Here is a 16,528-nt window from a genome sequence, read left to right as displayed (position 1 = left end):
GGCAGGGTGCCTCGCACGATCTCGTCGGCGAGTTGCAGGCGCAACTCCTCGGCGCGCGTGACCTTGTCGGCCAGCGACGACGGGCGATCGACGCGCGGCACCACCGGCTCGGGCTCGGTCGGCTGCGGCGTGCGGGTCGGAAGATCGTCCAGGCTCATGGCTCAAGCGCTCTTGTTCAAACGCCTTTAGGCTCGTCGATGACGCTGACATGGGCAGCGACGATTCTCCAGCCCTCGGGGAAGCGAATCCATGTCTGCATCTGCCGCCCCACTCTACCCGGAGTGCTGTCCCGATAGAACAGCGTCGAAGCGATCGCGGTGTCGCGGCCATAGGTCGTGATCACGGTGCGCTCGATCTCGCGCATCAGGCCGACCGGCGAGCGCCCGGCGCGAAACGCCATGATCTCGGCATAGCCATAAAGGTTCTCGCCGATGCCGTAACGCAGCGTGCGGCTGTCGTTGCGGAACAGCTCGTCGAGCACCGCGACGTCGTTCGAGACCAGCGCATTCTCGTAGCGCTGGAACTGCGCGGTGACCTCGGCGAGCACGTCGGGAAGATCGATGTCCATTTTAGATCCCTCTCGGCGGCGGCGCGGCCGCGACGCCCATCTGTTCAAGTGCATAGGCGACCCGCAGCGCGATATCCTCACGCCAGGGCGCGGCGATGATCTGCACGCCGATCGGCAACGGTTCAAGCGGCACCGGCACGGCCACGACCGGCAGGCCGATGAAGGAGATCGGCTGGGTGTGGATCCCGATGTTGGGCCGCACCGGGAGCTCGACGCCATCGAGCGTGAAGCTGACCTGACCTAGCTTCGGCGCGGTGCACGGCGTTGCCGGCGCCAGGATCACATCGACCGACTGGAACAGCTCCAGCACCTTGGCACGATACCAACGGCGGAATTTCTGCGCCTTGTCGACATAAACCGCCGGCACCATGGCGCCCGCGATGAGGCGATCGCGCACCGCCGGATCGAAATCGTTGGGGCGCTTGCGCAGCCGATCGAGATGCAGCGCTGCGCCCTCGGTCGTGGTGATGATGTAGGCGGCGGCGCGGGCCCGCGCGGCCTCCGGCAGTTCCACGGTTTGCGTGGCGCCGAGCGCCTTCGCCACGCGCGCGACCGCTTCGACAGCCTCCGGAAACAAATTCTGCTGGAAATAGCCGCCGGCAATGGCAACCCGCAGCCGACCGACATCGTTGGCAAGCAACGGCACGGTCGGCTCGATCGACTGCACGATGCAGGCGGGATCGTCGGCGTCGGGCCCCTGCATGGCGTCATAGGCGAGCGCGAGATCCTTCACGCTGCGCGCCAGCGGACCGAGATGATCGAGGCTCGCGACGAACGGAAAGGATCGGGCGCGCGACAGCCTGCCATAGGTCGGCTTCAGGCCGAACGTGCCGCAGAACGACGACGGCACCCGGATCGAGCCGTTGGTATCGGAGCCGAGTGCGATCGGCACCAGCGCGCCGCCGACCGCGCTGCCGGAGCCGCCCGAGGAGCCGCCGGTCATCCGCGTCGGATCGTGCGGATTGCGCGACGGGCCGTCATGCACGTTCTCGCCGGTGAAATCATAGGCGTATTCGCCCATGTTGAGCGCGCCGACCAGCACGGCGCCGGCCGCCTCCATCCGCTCGATCAGCGTGGCGTCGCGCGGCGACGGCGGCAGGTCGCGATTGATCTTGGATCCGGCGCGCGTCGCAAGACCCTGCACATCGAACAGGTTCTTGACCGCGAACGGTACGCCGGCCAGCGGGCCAACGGATTTGCCGGCTACAATCGCGGCATCGATCGCACCCGCCTTCGCGCGGGCGCGATCGGCGGTGACGTCGGTGAAGGCATTGAGGACCTTGTCATGCGCCGCGATGCGCGACAGCGCAGCCTCGGTCGCGGCAAGGGCAGTGAGCTTGCGGTTTTTGACGGCATGCGCGATCTCGGCGGCCGACATGGACGCGGGAGTTTCAGACATCGCGATCTCAGGTCGAATAGACGGCAGCCGACGCGGCATCGTCAGGCAACGGGAAGTCGTCGACCAACCGCGCCAGCCGCAGCGAGACATCTAGATTCGCGCGCACCGCGGGACGCCAGGCGTCTTCCAGCGGCAACGCCATCGCGCGGGCGGCGGCGTTCATGTAGTCGTCGAGATGATCGGTCATTTCGCTCCCAGTGAGTTTTTCAAGAGACCGGCAACGGCGGATGCGGGATCGCCGTCAGCAGTTCTTTTGTATAGGCATCCTGCGGATTGCCCAAGACGTGTTCGGACGTGCCCTGCTCCACGATGCGGCCGGCGCGCATCACGATGACGCGATCACACAGCAGGCGCACCACGTTGAGATCGTGCGAGACGAACAGATAGCTCATGCCCATCGACTGCTTGAGGTCCTGCAGCAGATTGAGCACCACCGCCTGCACCGACACGTCAAGCGCTGCGGTCGGCTCGTCGAGGATCACGAGCTTCGGGTGCAACGCGATGGCACGCGCGATGCCGACGCGGGCCTTCTGGCCGCCCGACAGCTGGTGCGGAAAGCGGTCCAGGAGATTGACCGGCAGGCCGACCAGCCGCGCCAGCTCCTCGCAGCGATCGCGCAGCGCATCCCGCCCTTTGATGTCGCCGAGCTGCATGATCGGGTCCGCGATGGCGCGCGCCGCGGTGAAGCGCGGGTTGAGGCTGTCGGTCGGATCCTGGAACACCATCTGGATCTGGCTGCGCCGCGGCAACCGCGCGAAGGACTGCGGCAGGATGCAGCCGATGTCCTCGCCGTCGAACACGATGCGGCCGGAGGTCTGGTCCAGTAGCCGCATCACCATCATCGACGTCGTCGACTTGCCGCAACCGGATTCTCCGACCAGGCCGACGCTCTCGCCATGGTCGATCGAGAAGCTGATGCCGTCGACAGCGCGGAAGATCTCCTCCTCGACCGGCGGCTTGCGGCCGAACAGCTTTGTCAGCACCGAGCCGGCGCCCTGGCGCGGGTATTCCTTGACGAGCTTTTCGACTGACAGGAGGAGTTGCGACTGCTCCCTCTCTCCGCCTGCACTGCTGTGCCCCCTCTCCCCGTTCCTTACGGGGCGAGGGTTGGGGTGAGGGGTACTCTCCACGAGCGCAACTTGCGGAGAGTCCCCCTCACCCGCCACGCTCTGGCGCGCAAGTGCGCTGCCGAGCGTGTCGGCCTCTCCCCGCACGCGGGGAGAGGCGAGAGGATCCTCCTCGGGCAACAAATCCCTGAGCGACACCCCTAGCCGCGGCGTCGCGCGCATCAGCTTCCTGGTGTAGTCGTGCTGGGGCGACGCGAAGATATCGGCCGACTTTGCGGTCTCGACCACGCGGCCTTTCTCCATCACCACGACGCGGTCGCAATAGGCGGCGGCAAGGCCGAGGTCGTGCGTGATGAGGATGGTCGACATCGACCGGCGCTTCGTCAATTCGACGATCAAATCCATCACCGCCTTCTGGGTGGTGACGTCGAGGCCGGTGGTCGGCTCGTCGGCGATCAGAAGCTGCGGATTGCAGGCCAGTGCGAGCGCAATGACGACGCGCTGGCACATGCCGCCGGACAGTTCGAACGGATAGGCATGATAGCGCTCGCGCGGACGCGCGATCTTGACCTGCTCCAGCGCCTCGATCGCCTTCTCGCCGCGATCGGTGACCTGCGCCTGCTGCACATGCTGGCGCAGCACGTCCTCGATCTGGTGCCCGACCTTGCGGATCGGATTGAGCGCGGCGCGCGGATTCTGGAAGATCATCGAGACTTCGCGGCCGCGCAGATCGCGCATCTGGCCCTCGGTCGCGGCCTTGACGTCGATCCCGGAGAACATCACCGAGCCGTCGGCGATCCGGCCGGCGCGATCGAGAATCCGCATCACGGCATAGGACGTCACCGACTTGCCGGAGCCGGACTCGCCGACGATGCCGACGGTCTCACCCTTGCCGACGGAGATATTGACGTGCTGCACCGCCTTGACGATGCCGCGGCGGGTGGTGAACTCGACGGTGAGATCCTGGACGTCGAGCAGCGGCTGGGCGGTCATGCGCGCCTCCCCTCAGGCGAGGCGTCATCCAGAAATCCGCAAAACAACCCCATGCAAAGTAGCGAAGCGGTAGCGCGGCACCGTGCCGAGACGGTCATCACGTCCTCCGCTTGTTCGGTGCGCTCCCTCGCCCCGCTCTTGCGGGGTCGAGACAAGCGAAGCTTGCTCTTAGAAGGTTGGGGTGAGGGGCATCTATCGGCACGTACGACCGGCTCAGGAGCGCGCGGAGAGCCCCCCTCACCCGGTCCGCTAACGCGGCCCGGCCTCTCCCCGCACGCGGGGAGAGGCGAAGAAAGCGCGCATGCGTTAGCCAGGTCCACATCATCACGTCCTCCGCTGCGGATCGACGATGTCGCGCAGACCGTCGCCGAGCAGATTGAAGCAGAACACCGCGATCATCAGCGCCAGGCCCGGGAACAGCGCGATCCACCATTCGCCGGACACCATGAAGCCCGCGCCCTCGGCGACCATGATGCCCCACTCCGCGGTCGGCGGCCGGACGCCGAGCCCGATGAAGGAGAGACCTGCGGCGTTGAGGATCGCGTAGCCCATGGTCAGCGACATCTGCACGATCATGATCGGCATGATGTTCGGCAGGATGTGCCCGAGCAGGATACGATATTCGCCATTGCCGGAGAGCCGCGCCGCCTGCACGAAGCCGGCATTGCGGCGGACATTGGCTTCGGCGCGCGCGACGCGGGCATAGAGCGGAAAGTTCACGATCGCGGTCGCGATGATGATGTTCTGCACAGTGTTGCCGAGCGCGGCGACGATGCCCATCGCCAGCACGAACAGCGGGAACGCCATGATGGTGTCGGCGATGCGGCCGACGATGCGATCGGTCCAGCCGCCGAAATAGCCGGCGGCGATGCCGGCGAGCCCGCCCATCAGAAACACCAGCACCACAGAGGCGACCGCGATGAAGGTGTCGAGCCGTGTCGCGACGATGACGCGGCTGAATATGTCGCGGCCGAGCTGATCGGTGCCGAACCAGTGCGCGGCCGACGGCGACTTCAATGCGGCCGCGGTGTCGGAGGCGAGTGGATCATAAGGCACCACATAAGGCCCGAACAGCGCGGCAAACATGATCACGACCAGCAGCCCAAAGGCAAAGCCGGTGACCTTGTTCTCGCTCAGCACATAGCGGGTCTGCTCCAGCACCGCGGCAAGCCCGGAGGTGCGGGCAGGACCTGCGGGCTCGACGGTCGGCGCGACGCTGCTCATAGGCTAGCCCTCCAGCCTGACGCGGGGATCGATCACGCCGTAGAGGATGTCGATCAGGAGATTCAGCAGCACGTACATGACCGCCATGGTCAGCACGAAGCCCTGCACCGGCGCGAAGTCGGAGGCGATCAGCGCCTCGACGGCGTAGGAGCCGATGCCGGGCCAGGCGAACACCTTCTCCACCAGCACATTGGCGCCGAGCAGGAACGAGAACACCATGCTGAGCGTGGTGATGACCGGCAGCATCGCGTTGCGGAACGCGTAGGTCACGATCACCTTGCCGGGCGACAGGCCGCTGGCGCGCGCGGTGCGGACGAAATCCGACGCCAGCACCGCCAGCATCGAGGCCCGCGTCATGCGCGCGATCGGCGCCAGCGAGAAGATCGCGAGCGTCACCGCCGGCAGGATTAATTGGCTGAACGCAGAACGAAAAGCCTCGAAGTCGCGCGCGACCAGCGTGTCGATCAGATAGAAGCCGGTGACCGTCGGCGGCGCGCTATAGAATACGTCAAGCCGGCCGAGCGGCGCCGGCGACCAGCCGAGCCGGAAATAGAACACGTAAACCAGCACGAGCCCGGTGAAGAATACCGGCAGCGACACGCCGGCCGTCGTGGTGACGCGGCAGAGATGGTCGATCCAGGAGCCCGGCCGCGTCGCCGCCAGCACGCCGAGCGGAATCGCGATCACGATCGAGACGACGAGGCCGAGCAGCGTGAGCTCGGCCGACGCCGGCAGGCGGTTGCGCAGCTCGGCTGCGACCGGCTGGCCCGTGGTCAGCGACGTGCCAAGGTCGCCATGGGCGAGATCATTGGTGTAGTGGACGAACTGCTCGATCAGCGGCTTGTCGAAGCCAAGCTTCTTCCTGATCTGGTCGACTGCCTCCTTGGTTGCCGCAGGCCCTGCAAAATACGCAGCCGGATCGCCCGGCAGCGCACGCGTCAGCAGGAACGTCACGATCACGACCCCGATCAGCGACGGGATCGCGAACAACAGTCGCTTGCCGATCAGGGTCAGCATAAGCGCCTCACCCCTTCGCCATCGCGCGATAGTCGAGGCGGCGGTGGAACCAGTATTGGTAGCCCGAGATATTCTTCTGCATCGCGACGTTGACGAACGGCTGATAGAGCGGGATGCGCGGGATGTCGGCGAAGGCGAGATCGACGAAACCCTTGACGTCGGCGTCGTAGGCCGCGGTGTCGCCGTTGGCGGCAGCGATGCGCGCGCCGTCGATGAGCTTGTCCATCTCCGGCGACTTGTAGCTCATCGTGTTGAAGATCGAATTGTTGCCGTGATAGCACCAGTAGAAGAAGTACTCGGGGTAATCGAGCCAGCCCGAGAACACGTTGGTGAACAGCGGCATCTCCTTCTTGGTGAGCTCGGTGCGCCAATTGGCGCCGGGTACCTTGTTGATCGTGGTCTTGATGCCGAGCTGCGCGAGGCTCTCCTGCACCAGCACGCAGAGCGGCTCGTTGACCCCAGCGAAATTCAGGTCGAATGAGATCGTGGTCTCGAAGCCGTTGGCGTAGCCGGCTTCAGTGAGCAGCGCCTTGGCCTTCTCCATGTCGGTGTTGTATTTCGTCGGCTGCGGCCAGGCGACCTCGGTCGGCTTGTCCTTGGCCGCGCCGAACATCGGGTTGGCGAGACCGAACAGCACCGCATCCATGATCTTCTGATACGGCATCGCGTAGGCCATCGCCTGCCGCACCTTCGGATTGTCGAACGGCGGCTTGGTGACGTTCATGCCGATATACTGGATGCCGTTGGAGAACGGCAGCGAGACCACGTTGAGCTTGCCGTTCGCCTTCATCTCCTGGAAGTCCTTGAACGGCAGCTCGTAGGAGATGTCGGCATCACCGCGTTCGAGCAGCGCACGGCGGTTGCCGGCCTGCGGCACCATGCGCCAGATCACGCGCTTGATTTTCGGCATCGGACCCGAGACCCAATCCTCGTTGCGCTCCATGACGACTTCGGTGCCGGCGGTCCATTTGGTCACCTTGTAGGCACCGGAGCCCGCGGTCTGCTGCTTGGTGAATTCGAGCCCCCAGGCATCCTTCTCGCTGGCGCTCTTCTTCACCAGTTCGGAGTTGACGACGCAGGGCACGATGACCGCGAGGTCGGGGATCGTGAGCTTGTCTTTCTTCAGGAAGTCGACGCGCACCGTATGGTCATCGACGACGACGAACTGCTCGGGCTTGGTCAGCGAGCCCGCGCTCATCTGGAAGGTCGGGAAGCCGCCGACGCTGACGGCGCGATCGAGCGACCATTTGACGTCCTTCGCCGTGACCGGCGTGCCGTCGTGGAATTTGGCGTTCTTGCGCAGCTTGAAGGTGACCGACATGTCGCCGATGTTGAAATCCTCGGCGAGCTCGGGCTTGAACTTGTCGCGGTCGTAATAGGGCACGCCGCCCGGACCGCTCTTCATCTCGTGGCTGATCAGCCGGTCGTAGCAATTCCACGACACCTCATAGCCGGGCACGTTGGTGCCGACGCCGTGGATATCGAGATTGTTGGGTCCCCCCTCGGAGACGATCAGCAGCGTCTCGGAGCGCGCGTCGGCTTTGGCCGGCGACCAGATCGCGGGCGCGGTCGGCGCTAGCGCCCCCGCTGCCAGTCCGGACACCGATTTGAGGAAATCGCGACGCTTCATGTGATGCTCCAACGCCCCTAGGAACGGGCCTTGGAACTCAATTCGCAAGGATTGTGCCAACCCTTAACGAAACCTTATGAGGAGTTAACTCCATGTAGTAACAGAAGAAATATCCAAAGGTATCTTGATCTGACGCCGCCCGAGATGCTCGCCATTGCATACAAAGGACCGGTCGCTGCTTAATCAATAAGCAGAATGCAGAGGCTGCTCGCGTTCTGGCTGACGACCGATTCAAATAGCTAGTCCGGCCAGATCAGCTCCTGCAACTGCACGAAATCATCGACCCGGTCCGGCCAGCCCGCGATGCAGATGTGCCGGAGCGGATCGCTGGCCGAGTGCAGCATCATCAGCGCCATCAGCCGCCGCTTCAGCGCGAAATTCACCTCGCTGCGCGGGATGCCGAAGCCGTCGAACAGGCTGCGCACAAGCCGTGGATGCCCGGCGGCCATGAAGGCGCTGGGCCCGAGCAGATCGTATTCGCCCCATCCGGTCCGGACGTCGCCGAAGTCGAACAGGCCGGCGACATGCCAGCCATCGGCCCGGCGCCCGAGCAGGAAATTCTCCGGGATGTACTCGCCGGTCAGGATCACCGGCGGCGCGTGCATCGGGATCAATTCGGCGGCGTCGGCCAAGAGATCGTCGAGCGAGGTGAGGAATTTCGTCGGCAGGCCGAGGCGTTCGTGCCGTGCCCGGCACTGCGCGATCTGGCCGCGCATGAAGGCCTCCCAACGCGGCTCGATCGGCAGCAGGCTGCCGGGCGGCACAAGCTGCACCTCGGCGATCACGGCGCCGATCTCACCGAGCACGCGCTCCCGCTCGGCTTCCGACAGCGATGGCCACACCTCCGAACCGACGGTGCCGGCGAGGTGCGTGATGACGAGATACGGCCAGCCGTCGCGCTCGCCCTCCGCGACGAGGTCGGGGATCGGAATGCCGAGCCGCCCGCGCAGCTCCGCCAGCGCACCGCGCTCGGAGACGAATTGCGGGCGCAGGAACGGCGGGAACAGCTTCAGGATCAATTTGTCATCGAGCCCGACGACGAGATTGGTGCCGGTCGCAAACACATGCGGCGTGCCCCACGACAGCCCGTGGCCATCGGCGATATCGCGCGCGACCGGCAGCCAGCGCGAGGTGTCGCTGCGCCAGGCACGGTAGGCGTCGTAGTCGGTCAGAGGAGGAAGCGAAGCGATCATCTCTCAGACCGTCATTGCGAGCGAAGCGAAGCAATCCATGGCGCCGCTTGTACAGTGAATGGATTGCTTCGTCGCTTCGCTCCTCGCAATGACGGGAAGCCTTGTAGCCCGGATGGAGCGAAGCGTAATCCGGGACTCTGTGCCGCCTCGGAAACCGGCCCCGGATTTCGCTTCGCTCCATCCGGGCTACGCAACTGCACCCTCACCGGTCCGGATTGGCGCGCTCGAACTGGCGCAGCAGGCGGTTGCCGCGCTCGACGGCGTTGTCCATCGCGGCCTGCGCCGAGCGCTTGCCGGCGAACACCTGCTCGAGCTCCTCCTCGATCACGTCGCGGATCAGGACGAACGAGCCGAGGCGGATGCCCTTGGAATTGTCGGTCGGCGGCTTCAGCGTCACCTCCTCGATCGAGATCGAGGCGCCGGGATTGCGATCATAGAATCCCTGCGTGCGACTGAGATCGAAGGCGGCGCGGGTGATCGGCAGATAGCCCGTGTTCTGGTGCCAGGCGGCCTGCACCTCGGGCCGCGACAGATAGGCGAAGAATTTTGCCACGCCGGCATATTCAGCGCGCGGCCGGTCGCGCAGCACCCACAGCGTGGCGCCGCCGATGATCGTGTTCTGCGGAGCGCCCTGCACGTCGGGATCGTACGGCATCATGCCGTAGCCGACCTCGAATTTCGAATTGGCCTTGATGTCGGCGCGCGTGCCCGACGAGCCGATGAAGATGCCGCATTCGCCCTTCTGAAAGCGCGGCTCGGCCGCCTGCCCGCGGCCGCTATAGTCGAAGGTCTTGTCGGCCTGCCACTGCGCGAGCTGCGCGATGTGGCGCACCACCAGCGGGTTGTTGAAGATCAGCTGGGCATCGAGCCCGGAAAAGCCGTTGGCCTTGGTCGCGATCGGCAAATTGTGGAAGGCGGAGAAATTCTCGACATTGATCCAGGACGGCCACGACGTGGTGACGCCGCACATCGCACCGGCGGCGCGCAGCCGCTTGGCAACGATGCCGAGCTCGGGCCAGGTCTTCGGCGGCTGGCTCGGATCGAGCCCGGCGGAACGGAACATATCCTTGTTGTAGTAGAGGATCGGCGTCGAGGCGTTGAACGGGAACGACAGCATGTTGCCGTCGACATCGGCATAGTAGCCGGCCACCGCGGGCAGATAGGCCGACGGTGCAAACGTCTCCGATTGATCGCGCATCAGCTCGAACACCGGATAGATCGCGCCGCGCGCCGCCATCATGGTTGCGGTGGCGATCTCGTTGACCTGAACGATCGCCGGCTGGCTGCGCGAGCGGAAGGCGAAGATCGCCGCGGTGACGGTCTCGGTGTAATTGCCCTTGTAGCCGGGCACGATCCGGTAATCGGATTGCGAGGCGTTGAAGTCGGCGGCGAGCTTCTCGAGCTGCTTGCCGAGCTCGCCCGACATCGCGTGCCACCACATGATCTCGGTCGCAGCTTGCGCCGGCGTCACCAGCAGAAGGGCCGCCAACATGAGGTGCAGGAGCTTCAGAGCGAACTTCACAATAAGCCGTTCCCGGATGCCAACACGCCGTCATACGGCGCTACAACCGCAGATTCAATCGACACCGCAGGTTGCAGCGCGGGATTTGAAATTTGGCCGATGGGCGAACCATCGCCGTTCTGCTAAAAAGCGTTGAACCTTTTCCTCCCGCCCTGGACACAATCCACAAGGGGAATTGTAGCCTGTGTACCGCCGCGCCGGCCTTTCGCGGACAATGATGCTTGCCGTCGCGCTGTTATGGACAGCGGTCTCGGCGGGCGCTTTTGCGCGCGAATTCCGCACCGCCGATACCCAGAACGAGGACTATCCGACCGTCCAGGCGCTGAATTACATGGACCGCCTGATCACCGAGCGCACCGGCGGCCGGCACCGCATCGTGGTCTTCCACTCCCGCCAGCTCGGTGAGGAAAAGGAGACACTGGAGCAGACCCGGGCCGGCGCGATCGATCTGAACCGGACCAATGTCGCGCTGATCGGAACCATGGTGCCGTCCGTGAACGTGCTGGCGATGCCGTTCCTGTTTCGATCGCTTGAGCACCTGCAACACGTGCTCGACGGGCCGATCGGCAGCGATATCCTGAACAGTTTCGAGGCCCACGGCTTCGTCGGACTGGCTTTCTACGATTCCGGCGCCCGCTCGATCTACAACAGCGTCCGTCCGGTGCGCTCGCTCGACGACCTCAAGGGGCTGCGGCTGCGCGTGCAGCAATCGGCGCAGATGTCGGACATGATCCGTGCGCTCGGCGCTGACCCGGTCGAGATGCCCTACGGCCAGGTGCTGACCGGCCTCGCCAACCGCCTGATCGACGGCGCGGAGAACAACTGGCCATCGTTCGTCACCACCGGTCACTACAAATATGCCGGCTACTACACCTTGACCCAACATACCGTGAGCCCCGAAGTGCTGGTGATGTCACAAAAGGCCTGGTCGAGCCTCACGCCGGATGAGCAGGCGATCTTCCGCGAGGCCGCGCAACGCTCGAGCATCTACATGCGCGAGAAGTGGCGCGAGCTCGAGGAGCGCTCGCGCAAGCAGGCGGAGCTGGCGGGCGTCAAGATCGTGACCGACATCGATCGCAGGCCGTTCGAGGCGGCGATGGCCGGCATCTACGCCAGGGCCGAGCGCGATCCCGCGACCGCTGCGTTGATCGAACGCATCCGCAACATGGAGTAACCGGAGCTTGGCCGCACCCCAACAGCACGGAAAGATGCGACGGCCGGCGGCCTTCGGGCCGCAGGGCCGTTTCCGCATCGTCCAGTTGCTGCGTGCGGTACCGATCCGCTGGCGCATCCTTTCGATCGCGCTGCTCAACTCCGCGGTCGTGATCGTGCTGGCGGTGCTGATCTGGAACGGCTCGAAGGTGCTCGGCTCGGCCTGGGACGATGTCCGCCAGGTGCGGGAATCGGACAAGATCCTGGCCAAGCTCGAAAGCGAGACCAGCCGTCTGCAGAACCTTATCCATCGCTACATCAATCAGCCGAGCCCGGACCTGTTCGCGGAAATCCTGCTGCTGCGCGAAGCCGTGCTCGGCACGCTGACCAACCGGGCCTCGACCGACCCGATGCTGTCGGGCTCGGTCGAGCAGCTCGAACGCGTCACCAGCCGTTTCCTCGACGGCTTCGGCGAATTGCGCACCGTGCAGACCAAGATTTCCAAGACCTACGACGAACAGGTGCTGGGTCCGACCAAGGACATGGCCGGGCTCTACTCGATCATCGAGGGCGCCACCGGCCATCGCGATGCGCTGATCTGGCCCGCACTCGGCAAATCGCGCGAAGCGTTCACCTCGCTGCTGGTCGCCGCCAACGCCTACTACCTCTCGCTCGACTCGTCGTCGGCCGAGGAAGCCCGCCGCAACATCGATACGATCGAGAAGACGATCCCGGTCATGACCGACATGGCCGAGAACGATTTGCAGCGCATGGCGCTGGCGCGGCTCAAGGTCAAGACCGCCGAGCTGCGCGACGGGCTCGGCAAGCTCAGCGAACAGCTCACCAACCGCACCGATTTGTTGCGCAACTCGATCGACGCCAGCCAGGCGGATGCGATCGGCGCGATCGACGATCTCTCGGTGAAGATGCGCCAGCGCGAGCAGAAGGCGCAGGAGACGTTCGACAAGACGCTGACCTCGATCTCGCGCCGGGTGCTGTCGATCGCCGTGATCTTCCTCGGCGTCATCATGTCGGCCGGCGTCATGATCGCGCTCTCGATCCGGCTGCCGCTGGCGCAGATCATGGCCGCGATGCGCACGATCACCTCGGGCGATCTCGACCGGCCGGTGCAGGGCACATCGGCCAAGGACGAGGTCGGCGCCATGGCGCGCGCGGTCGAGGTGTTCCGCGAGAACGCGATCGCCAAGCGCAAGACCGAGGACGAGCTGCGCACCGCCAAGGAGAAGGCCGAGAGCGCGCTGCTCGAGCTCAACGCCGCGCAGCAGAACCTGATCGATGCCGAGCGCCTCGCCGCACTCGGCGGCCTCGTCGCCGGCGTCGCCCACGAGGTCAACAATCCGATCGGCATCAGCCTGACGGTGGCGTCGAGCTTCGCCCGCCGCAGCGAGATCTTCGAGAGCGACCTGAGGACCGAGCCGCTGCGCCGCTCCACGCTCGACGAATTCGTGCGCGCCTCGCGTGACGCATCGCAGCAACTGGTCGCGAACCTGCAGCGCGCCGGCGAGCTGATCCAGTCGTTCAAGCAGGTCGCGGTCGATCGCTCGCATGCCGAACGCCGCCAGTTTGCCTTGAGTGAAGCGACCGACCAGATCGTGGCGAGCCTGCGGCCGGTGCTGAAGAAGGCCGCGATCGCGCTGTCCGTCGACGTGCCCGATGGGCTCTTGATCGACGGCTATCCGGGCGCCTATGGGCAGATCTTAACCAATCTTTTCCTCAACGCCGTCAATCATGCCTTCGCCGACGGCCGCTCCGGCAACATCACGATCTCGGCGCGCGGGCGCGGCGCTGACGATGTCGAGATCATCTTTGCCGACGACGGGGCTGGCATGACGCCGGACGTGCAGCGACAGGCGTTCGACCCGTTCTTTACGACGCGCCGCAACGAAGGTGGTACGGGCCTCGGCCTCCACATCGTCTATAACCTCGTCACCCAGCAACTCGGCGGACGCATGATGCTGGAGTCAAGGGTAGGACAAGGCACGACTTTTCGCATTATCATGCCCAGGATCGCCAAGGGGGCAGCCAAGGGCGAGCCCACGATCACTGACGCAGCAGCCGACGGAACCAGTCAATGGCCGAACAGGACGATGTCCTCCAACTGATCGACGACACCGAGAGCCCCCCGGAGGACTCGTCGGCCCGGAAATGGAAGATCGCCGTGATCGACGACGATCACGCCGTCCATGAAGGCACCCGCTTCGCGCTCAGCGACTACAACCTGAACGGTGCGACGCTGGAGATCCTCTCGGCCTACTCCGCGGCAGAAGGCCGCACGCTGATGCGGGACAACCCCGACATCGCCGCCGTGCTGCTCGACGTCATCATGGAGACCGACGTCGCCGGCCTCGAGCTCGTCGAGTACATCCGCAACGAGATCAAGAACGAGACCGTCCGCATCATCCTGCGCACCGGCCAGCCTGGCCAGGCGCCGGAACGGCGCGTCATCGTGCAGTACGACATCAACGACTACAAGGCGAAGACCGAGCTCACCGCCGACAAGCTGTTCACCTCGCTGACCGCGGCGCTGCGCAGCTACCAGCAGCTCGAGCGCATGGTGCAGACGCGGCGCGGGCTCGAGATCATCATCGACGCGGCCTCGACGCTGTACGACTTCAAGTCGATGCAGCGGCTGGCCGAAGGGGTGCTGACCCAGCTCGCCTCGCTGCTCAACGTCGACTGCGCCGGCATCCTGGTGCTGCGCGACGACGGCAACGCGGCCGCGTGTGATTTCTCGGTGCTGGCCTGTTCGGGCTGCTACAGCCGCTTCATCGGCACCACCTCGTCGAAGGCGCTCGATGCCGATCTGCGGCACATGGTGGAAGCCGCCTTCCAGGCCCGCAAGAACGAATTCGCCGACCACCGCAGCGTGCTCTATTCGCGCACCGGCAGCGGCCGCGAGGTCGTGGTGCTGCTGCAGGCCGAGCGCCAGCTCTCCGACACCGACCGTGCGCTGGTCGAGATCTTCTCGAGCCGGCTGTCGATCGCGTTCGACAACGTGATCCTCTACCAGCAGCTGCACGAGGCCAACACCCAGCTCGAGGACCGCGTCACGCAGCGCACCCGCGCGCTGATGCAGGCCAACCGTCGGCTGTCGGCGCAATGGCTGCGGCTGCAGCGCGCCAACGGCTTCAAGAACGAGATCCTCGGCACCGTCGCGCACGACCTGAAGAATCCGCTCGGCGTGATCCTCGGCCGCACCGAGATGCTGACCGAACTGATCGGCGTCGGCTCGCCGAAGGAAAACGTCACGGCCCAGGTCGAGCACATCCGGGATGCAACCAAGCGGCTGACCTCGATGGTCGACCATCTGATCTCGGATGCGATGGCTGATGCCTTCGACATCACCATTCGCCGCGAGCCGGTCGATATCGCGGCCCTCGTCAACGAGGTGACCGAGGCCAACCTGCCCTCGGCCGTCAACAAGCAGCAGAGCATCTCGGTCTCGGGGCCGCAGCATTTCGTCACGATGTGCGACACCGACCGGATCCGCGAGGCGATCGACAATCTGGTCAGCAACGCCATCAAATATTCGCCGATCGGCGGCAAGATCACGGTCGAGGTCAGCCACGAGGGCGACGACACCGTGATCCGGATCGTCGACCAGGGCCCCGGCCTCAGCCCCGAGGACCTCAGCCGGCTGTTCGGCCGGTTCCAGCGGCTGTCGGCCAAGCCGACCGCGGGCGAGAGCTCGACCGGCCTCGGCCTTTCCATCGTCAAGCGCATCATCGACATGCATGGCGGCCATGTGACCGCACAGAGCCCGGGCCCCGGACAGGGGTCGACCTTTACGGTTACACTGCCGGCGACAGAGACATGAACCAGAACCCGCATATCTTCATCGTCGACGACGAGGCCCCGGCCCGCGAGATGATCGGCGATTACCTCAAGATGCACGGCTTCGGCGTGACGCTGTGCGACGGCGGCAAGAGCCTGCGCAAGGAGATCGAGAGCAACACGCCCGATCTCGTGGTGCTGGACCTCAACATGCCCGAGGAAGACGGGCTGTCGATCATTCGCGACCTCAAGAGCAAGATCAACGTCCCCGTCATCATGCTGACAGCTACCGCCAGCCCGATCGATCGGGTGGTCGGGCTCGAGCTCGGCGCCGACGACTACGTGGCCAAGCCCTGCGAATTGCGCGAGCTGATGGCGCGCATCCGCTCGGTGCTGCGGCGAAGCGGGCCGGCCAAATCAGCCGCGCCGGAACCGGCTGGTGCCAAGGCCGGAAAGGAGCAGCTGGTGCGGTTCGGCACCAAATGGCTCGATCTCGAGGCCCAGGCTCTGCGCGACGACGAAGGCAACGAGCATCCGCTGACCGCCTCCGAATTCGGCCTGCTGAAGGTGTTCGCGGCCAACCCGAAGCGCGTGCTGTCGCGCGAGCGGCTCTTGGAACTCGCCAATGCGCGCGACGCCGAAGCCTTCGACCGCGCCGTCGACCTGCGCATCATGCGCATCCGCCGCAAGATCGAATTCGATCCGACCAAGCCGTCGGTGATCCGGACCATCCGCGGCGGCGGCTACCTGTTCTCGCCGACCGGCGACAAGGCTTAGGCCGTTCCGGCTCTACCTCCGTCATCCTGAGGAGCCGCGAAGCGGCGTCTCGAAGGATGCACGGCCCGGTCCGTGGCCGTCGATCCTTCGAGACGCCTGCTACGCAGGCTCCTCGGATGACGGGTCTCAAATTCATCGAATTCGCTGTGCGGCACGCACAGAATCCACACACGTAAGGCTGTCAATCCGCG

General features: G+C 65.2%; 13 protein-coding genes and 1 pseudogene. 4 read left to right on the top strand and 10 right to left on the bottom strand.

The genetic code is table 11. The features are described from left to right. From H8A95_RS44530 to ugpB, 10 genes and pseudogenes are all read right to left on the bottom strand, one after another. Positions 1-158 (bottom strand): annotated as a pseudogene (locus H8A95_RS44530) (GntR family transcriptional regulator); the annotation flags it as partial. 17 nt (positions 159-175) lie between these two features. Next, positions 176-568, bottom strand: coding sequence for an oxalurate catabolism protein HpxZ (gene hpxZ / locus H8A95_RS25590; protein ID WP_229185650.1), 393 nt, complete (start codon positions 566-568; stop codon positions 176-178). Position 569: 1 nt separating this feature from the next. Continuing rightward, positions 570-1,967 carry an AtzE family amidohydrolase gene (locus H8A95_RS25585; RefSeq protein ID WP_229185648.1) on the bottom strand — a complete coding sequence of 466 codons (1,398 nt, stop codon included), beginning with the start codon at positions 1,965-1,967 and terminating at the stop codon, positions 570-572. A 7-nt stretch (positions 1,968-1,974) separates the two neighbouring features. After that, the gene (locus H8A95_RS25580) at positions 1,975-2,154 is read right to left on the bottom strand and encodes a DUF4089 domain-containing protein (RefSeq protein ID WP_229185647.1); all 180 of its coding nucleotides are present in this window, start codon (positions 2,152-2,154) and stop codon (positions 1,975-1,977) included. Between the two features lie 19 nt (positions 2,155-2,173). Then, positions 2,174-4,027, bottom strand: a complete 1,854-nt coding sequence (locus H8A95_RS25575; protein WP_229185645.1) for a dipeptide ABC transporter ATP-binding protein — start codon at positions 4,025-4,027, stop codon at positions 2,174-2,176. A gap of 324 nt (positions 4,028-4,351) precedes the next feature. After that, positions 4,352-5,251 carry an ABC transporter permease gene (locus H8A95_RS25570; RefSeq protein WP_229185643.1) on the bottom strand — a complete coding sequence of 300 codons (900 nt, stop codon included), beginning with the start codon at positions 5,249-5,251 and terminating at the stop codon, positions 4,352-4,354. A gap of 3 nt (positions 5,252-5,254) precedes the next feature. Continuing rightward, the gene (locus H8A95_RS25565) at positions 5,255-6,268 is read right to left on the bottom strand and encodes an ABC transporter permease (protein ID WP_229185641.1); all 1,014 of its coding nucleotides are present in this window, start codon (positions 6,266-6,268) and stop codon (positions 5,255-5,257) included. Positions 6,269-6,275: 7 nt separating this feature from the next. Further along, positions 6,276-7,898, bottom strand: coding sequence for an ABC transporter substrate-binding protein (locus H8A95_RS25560; RefSeq protein ID WP_229185640.1), 1,623 nt, complete (start codon positions 7,896-7,898; stop codon positions 6,276-6,278). Between the two features lie 239 nt (positions 7,899-8,137). Next, a complete protein-coding gene (locus H8A95_RS25555; protein WP_229185638.1) occupies positions 8,138-9,091 on the bottom strand; it encodes an aminoglycoside phosphotransferase family protein in 954 nt (317 codons plus the stop codon). A 202-nt stretch (positions 9,092-9,293) separates the two neighbouring features. Next, positions 9,294-10,583, bottom strand: a complete 1,290-nt coding sequence (gene ugpB / locus H8A95_RS25550) for a sn-glycerol-3-phosphate ABC transporter substrate-binding protein UgpB (RefSeq protein WP_229185653.1) — start codon at positions 10,581-10,583, stop codon at positions 9,294-9,296. A 247-nt stretch (positions 10,584-10,830) separates the two neighbouring features. Here ugpB and H8A95_RS25545 point away from each other — a divergent pair, with 247 nt between their 5' ends. From H8A95_RS25545 to H8A95_RS25530, 4 genes are read left to right on the top strand one after another with little or no spacing between them, the layout of a single operon-like run. Beyond that, a complete protein-coding gene (locus tag H8A95_RS25545; RefSeq protein ID WP_229185636.1) occupies positions 10,831-11,787 on the top strand; it encodes a TRAP transporter substrate-binding protein in 957 nt (318 codons plus the stop codon). A 34-nt stretch (positions 11,788-11,821) separates the two neighbouring features. Further along, positions 11,822-13,888, top strand: coding sequence for a sensor histidine kinase (locus H8A95_RS25540; RefSeq protein WP_229185652.1), 2,067 nt, complete (start codon positions 11,822-11,824; stop codon positions 13,886-13,888). Further along, entirely contained in the window at positions 13,858-15,603 is a 1,746-nt protein-coding gene (locus H8A95_RS25535; protein ID WP_229185634.1) for an ATP-binding response regulator, read from the top strand. The genes H8A95_RS25540 and H8A95_RS25535 overlap by 31 nt, the downstream gene beginning before the upstream one ends. Further along, on the top strand, positions 15,600-16,337 hold the full coding sequence (locus tag H8A95_RS25530; RefSeq protein ID WP_229185632.1) for a response regulator: 738 nt from the start codon (positions 15,600-15,602) through the stop codon (positions 16,335-16,337). The genes H8A95_RS25535 and H8A95_RS25530 overlap by 4 nt, the downstream gene beginning before the upstream one ends. The last annotated feature ends 191 nt before the right edge of the window (positions 16,338-16,528 follow it).

Source organism: Bradyrhizobium oropedii (assembly GCF_020889685.1).
Taxonomy (GTDB): Bacteria; Pseudomonadota; Alphaproteobacteria; order Rhizobiales; family Xanthobacteraceae; genus Bradyrhizobium; species Bradyrhizobium oropedii.
Note: the sequence above shows the minus strand (reverse complement) of the source record. Positions and strands in the feature narration are given on the sequence as shown.

Coding starts and splice junctions, on each gene's coding strand:
- H8A95_RS25570 (WP_229185643.1), bottom strand. CDS start 5,251: ATGAGCAGCGTCGCGCCGACCGTCGAGCCCGCAGGTCCTGCCCGCACC.
- H8A95_RS25540 (WP_229185652.1), top strand. CDS start 11,822: ATGCGACGGCCGGCGGCCTTCGGGCCGCAGGGCCGTTTCCGCATCGTC.
- H8A95_RS25555 (WP_229185638.1), bottom strand. CDS start 9,091: ATGATCGCTTCGCTTCCTCCTCTGACCGACTACGACGCCTACCGTGCC.
- H8A95_RS25530 (WP_229185632.1), top strand. CDS start 15,600: ATGAACCAGAACCCGCATATCTTCATCGTCGACGACGAGGCCCCGGCC.
- H8A95_RS25565 (WP_229185641.1), bottom strand. CDS start 6,268: ATGCTGACCCTGATCGGCAAGCGACTGTTGTTCGCGATCCCGTCGCTG.
- hpxZ (WP_229185650.1), bottom strand. CDS start 568: ATGGACATCGATCTTCCCGACGTGCTCGCCGAGGTCACCGCGCAGTTC.
- ugpB (WP_229185653.1), bottom strand. CDS start 10,583: ATGTTGGCGGCCCTTCTGCTGGTGACGCCGGCGCAAGCTGCGACCGAG.
- H8A95_RS25580 (WP_229185647.1), bottom strand. CDS start 2,154: ATGACCGATCATCTCGACGACTACATGAACGCCGCCGCCCGCGCGATG.
- H8A95_RS25560 (WP_229185640.1), bottom strand. CDS start 7,898: ATGAAGCGTCGCGATTTCCTCAAATCGGTGTCCGGACTGGCAGCGGGG.
- H8A95_RS25575 (WP_229185645.1), bottom strand. CDS start 4,027: ATGACCGCCCAGCCGCTGCTCGACGTCCAGGATCTCACCGTCGAGTTC.
- H8A95_RS25535 (WP_229185634.1), top strand. CDS start 13,858: ATGGCCGAACAGGACGATGTCCTCCAACTGATCGACGACACCGAGAGC.
- H8A95_RS25545 (WP_229185636.1), top strand. CDS start 10,831: ATGCTTGCCGTCGCGCTGTTATGGACAGCGGTCTCGGCGGGCGCTTTT.
- H8A95_RS25585 (WP_229185648.1), bottom strand. CDS start 1,967: ATGTCTGAAACTCCCGCGTCCATGTCGGCCGCCGAGATCGCGCATGCC.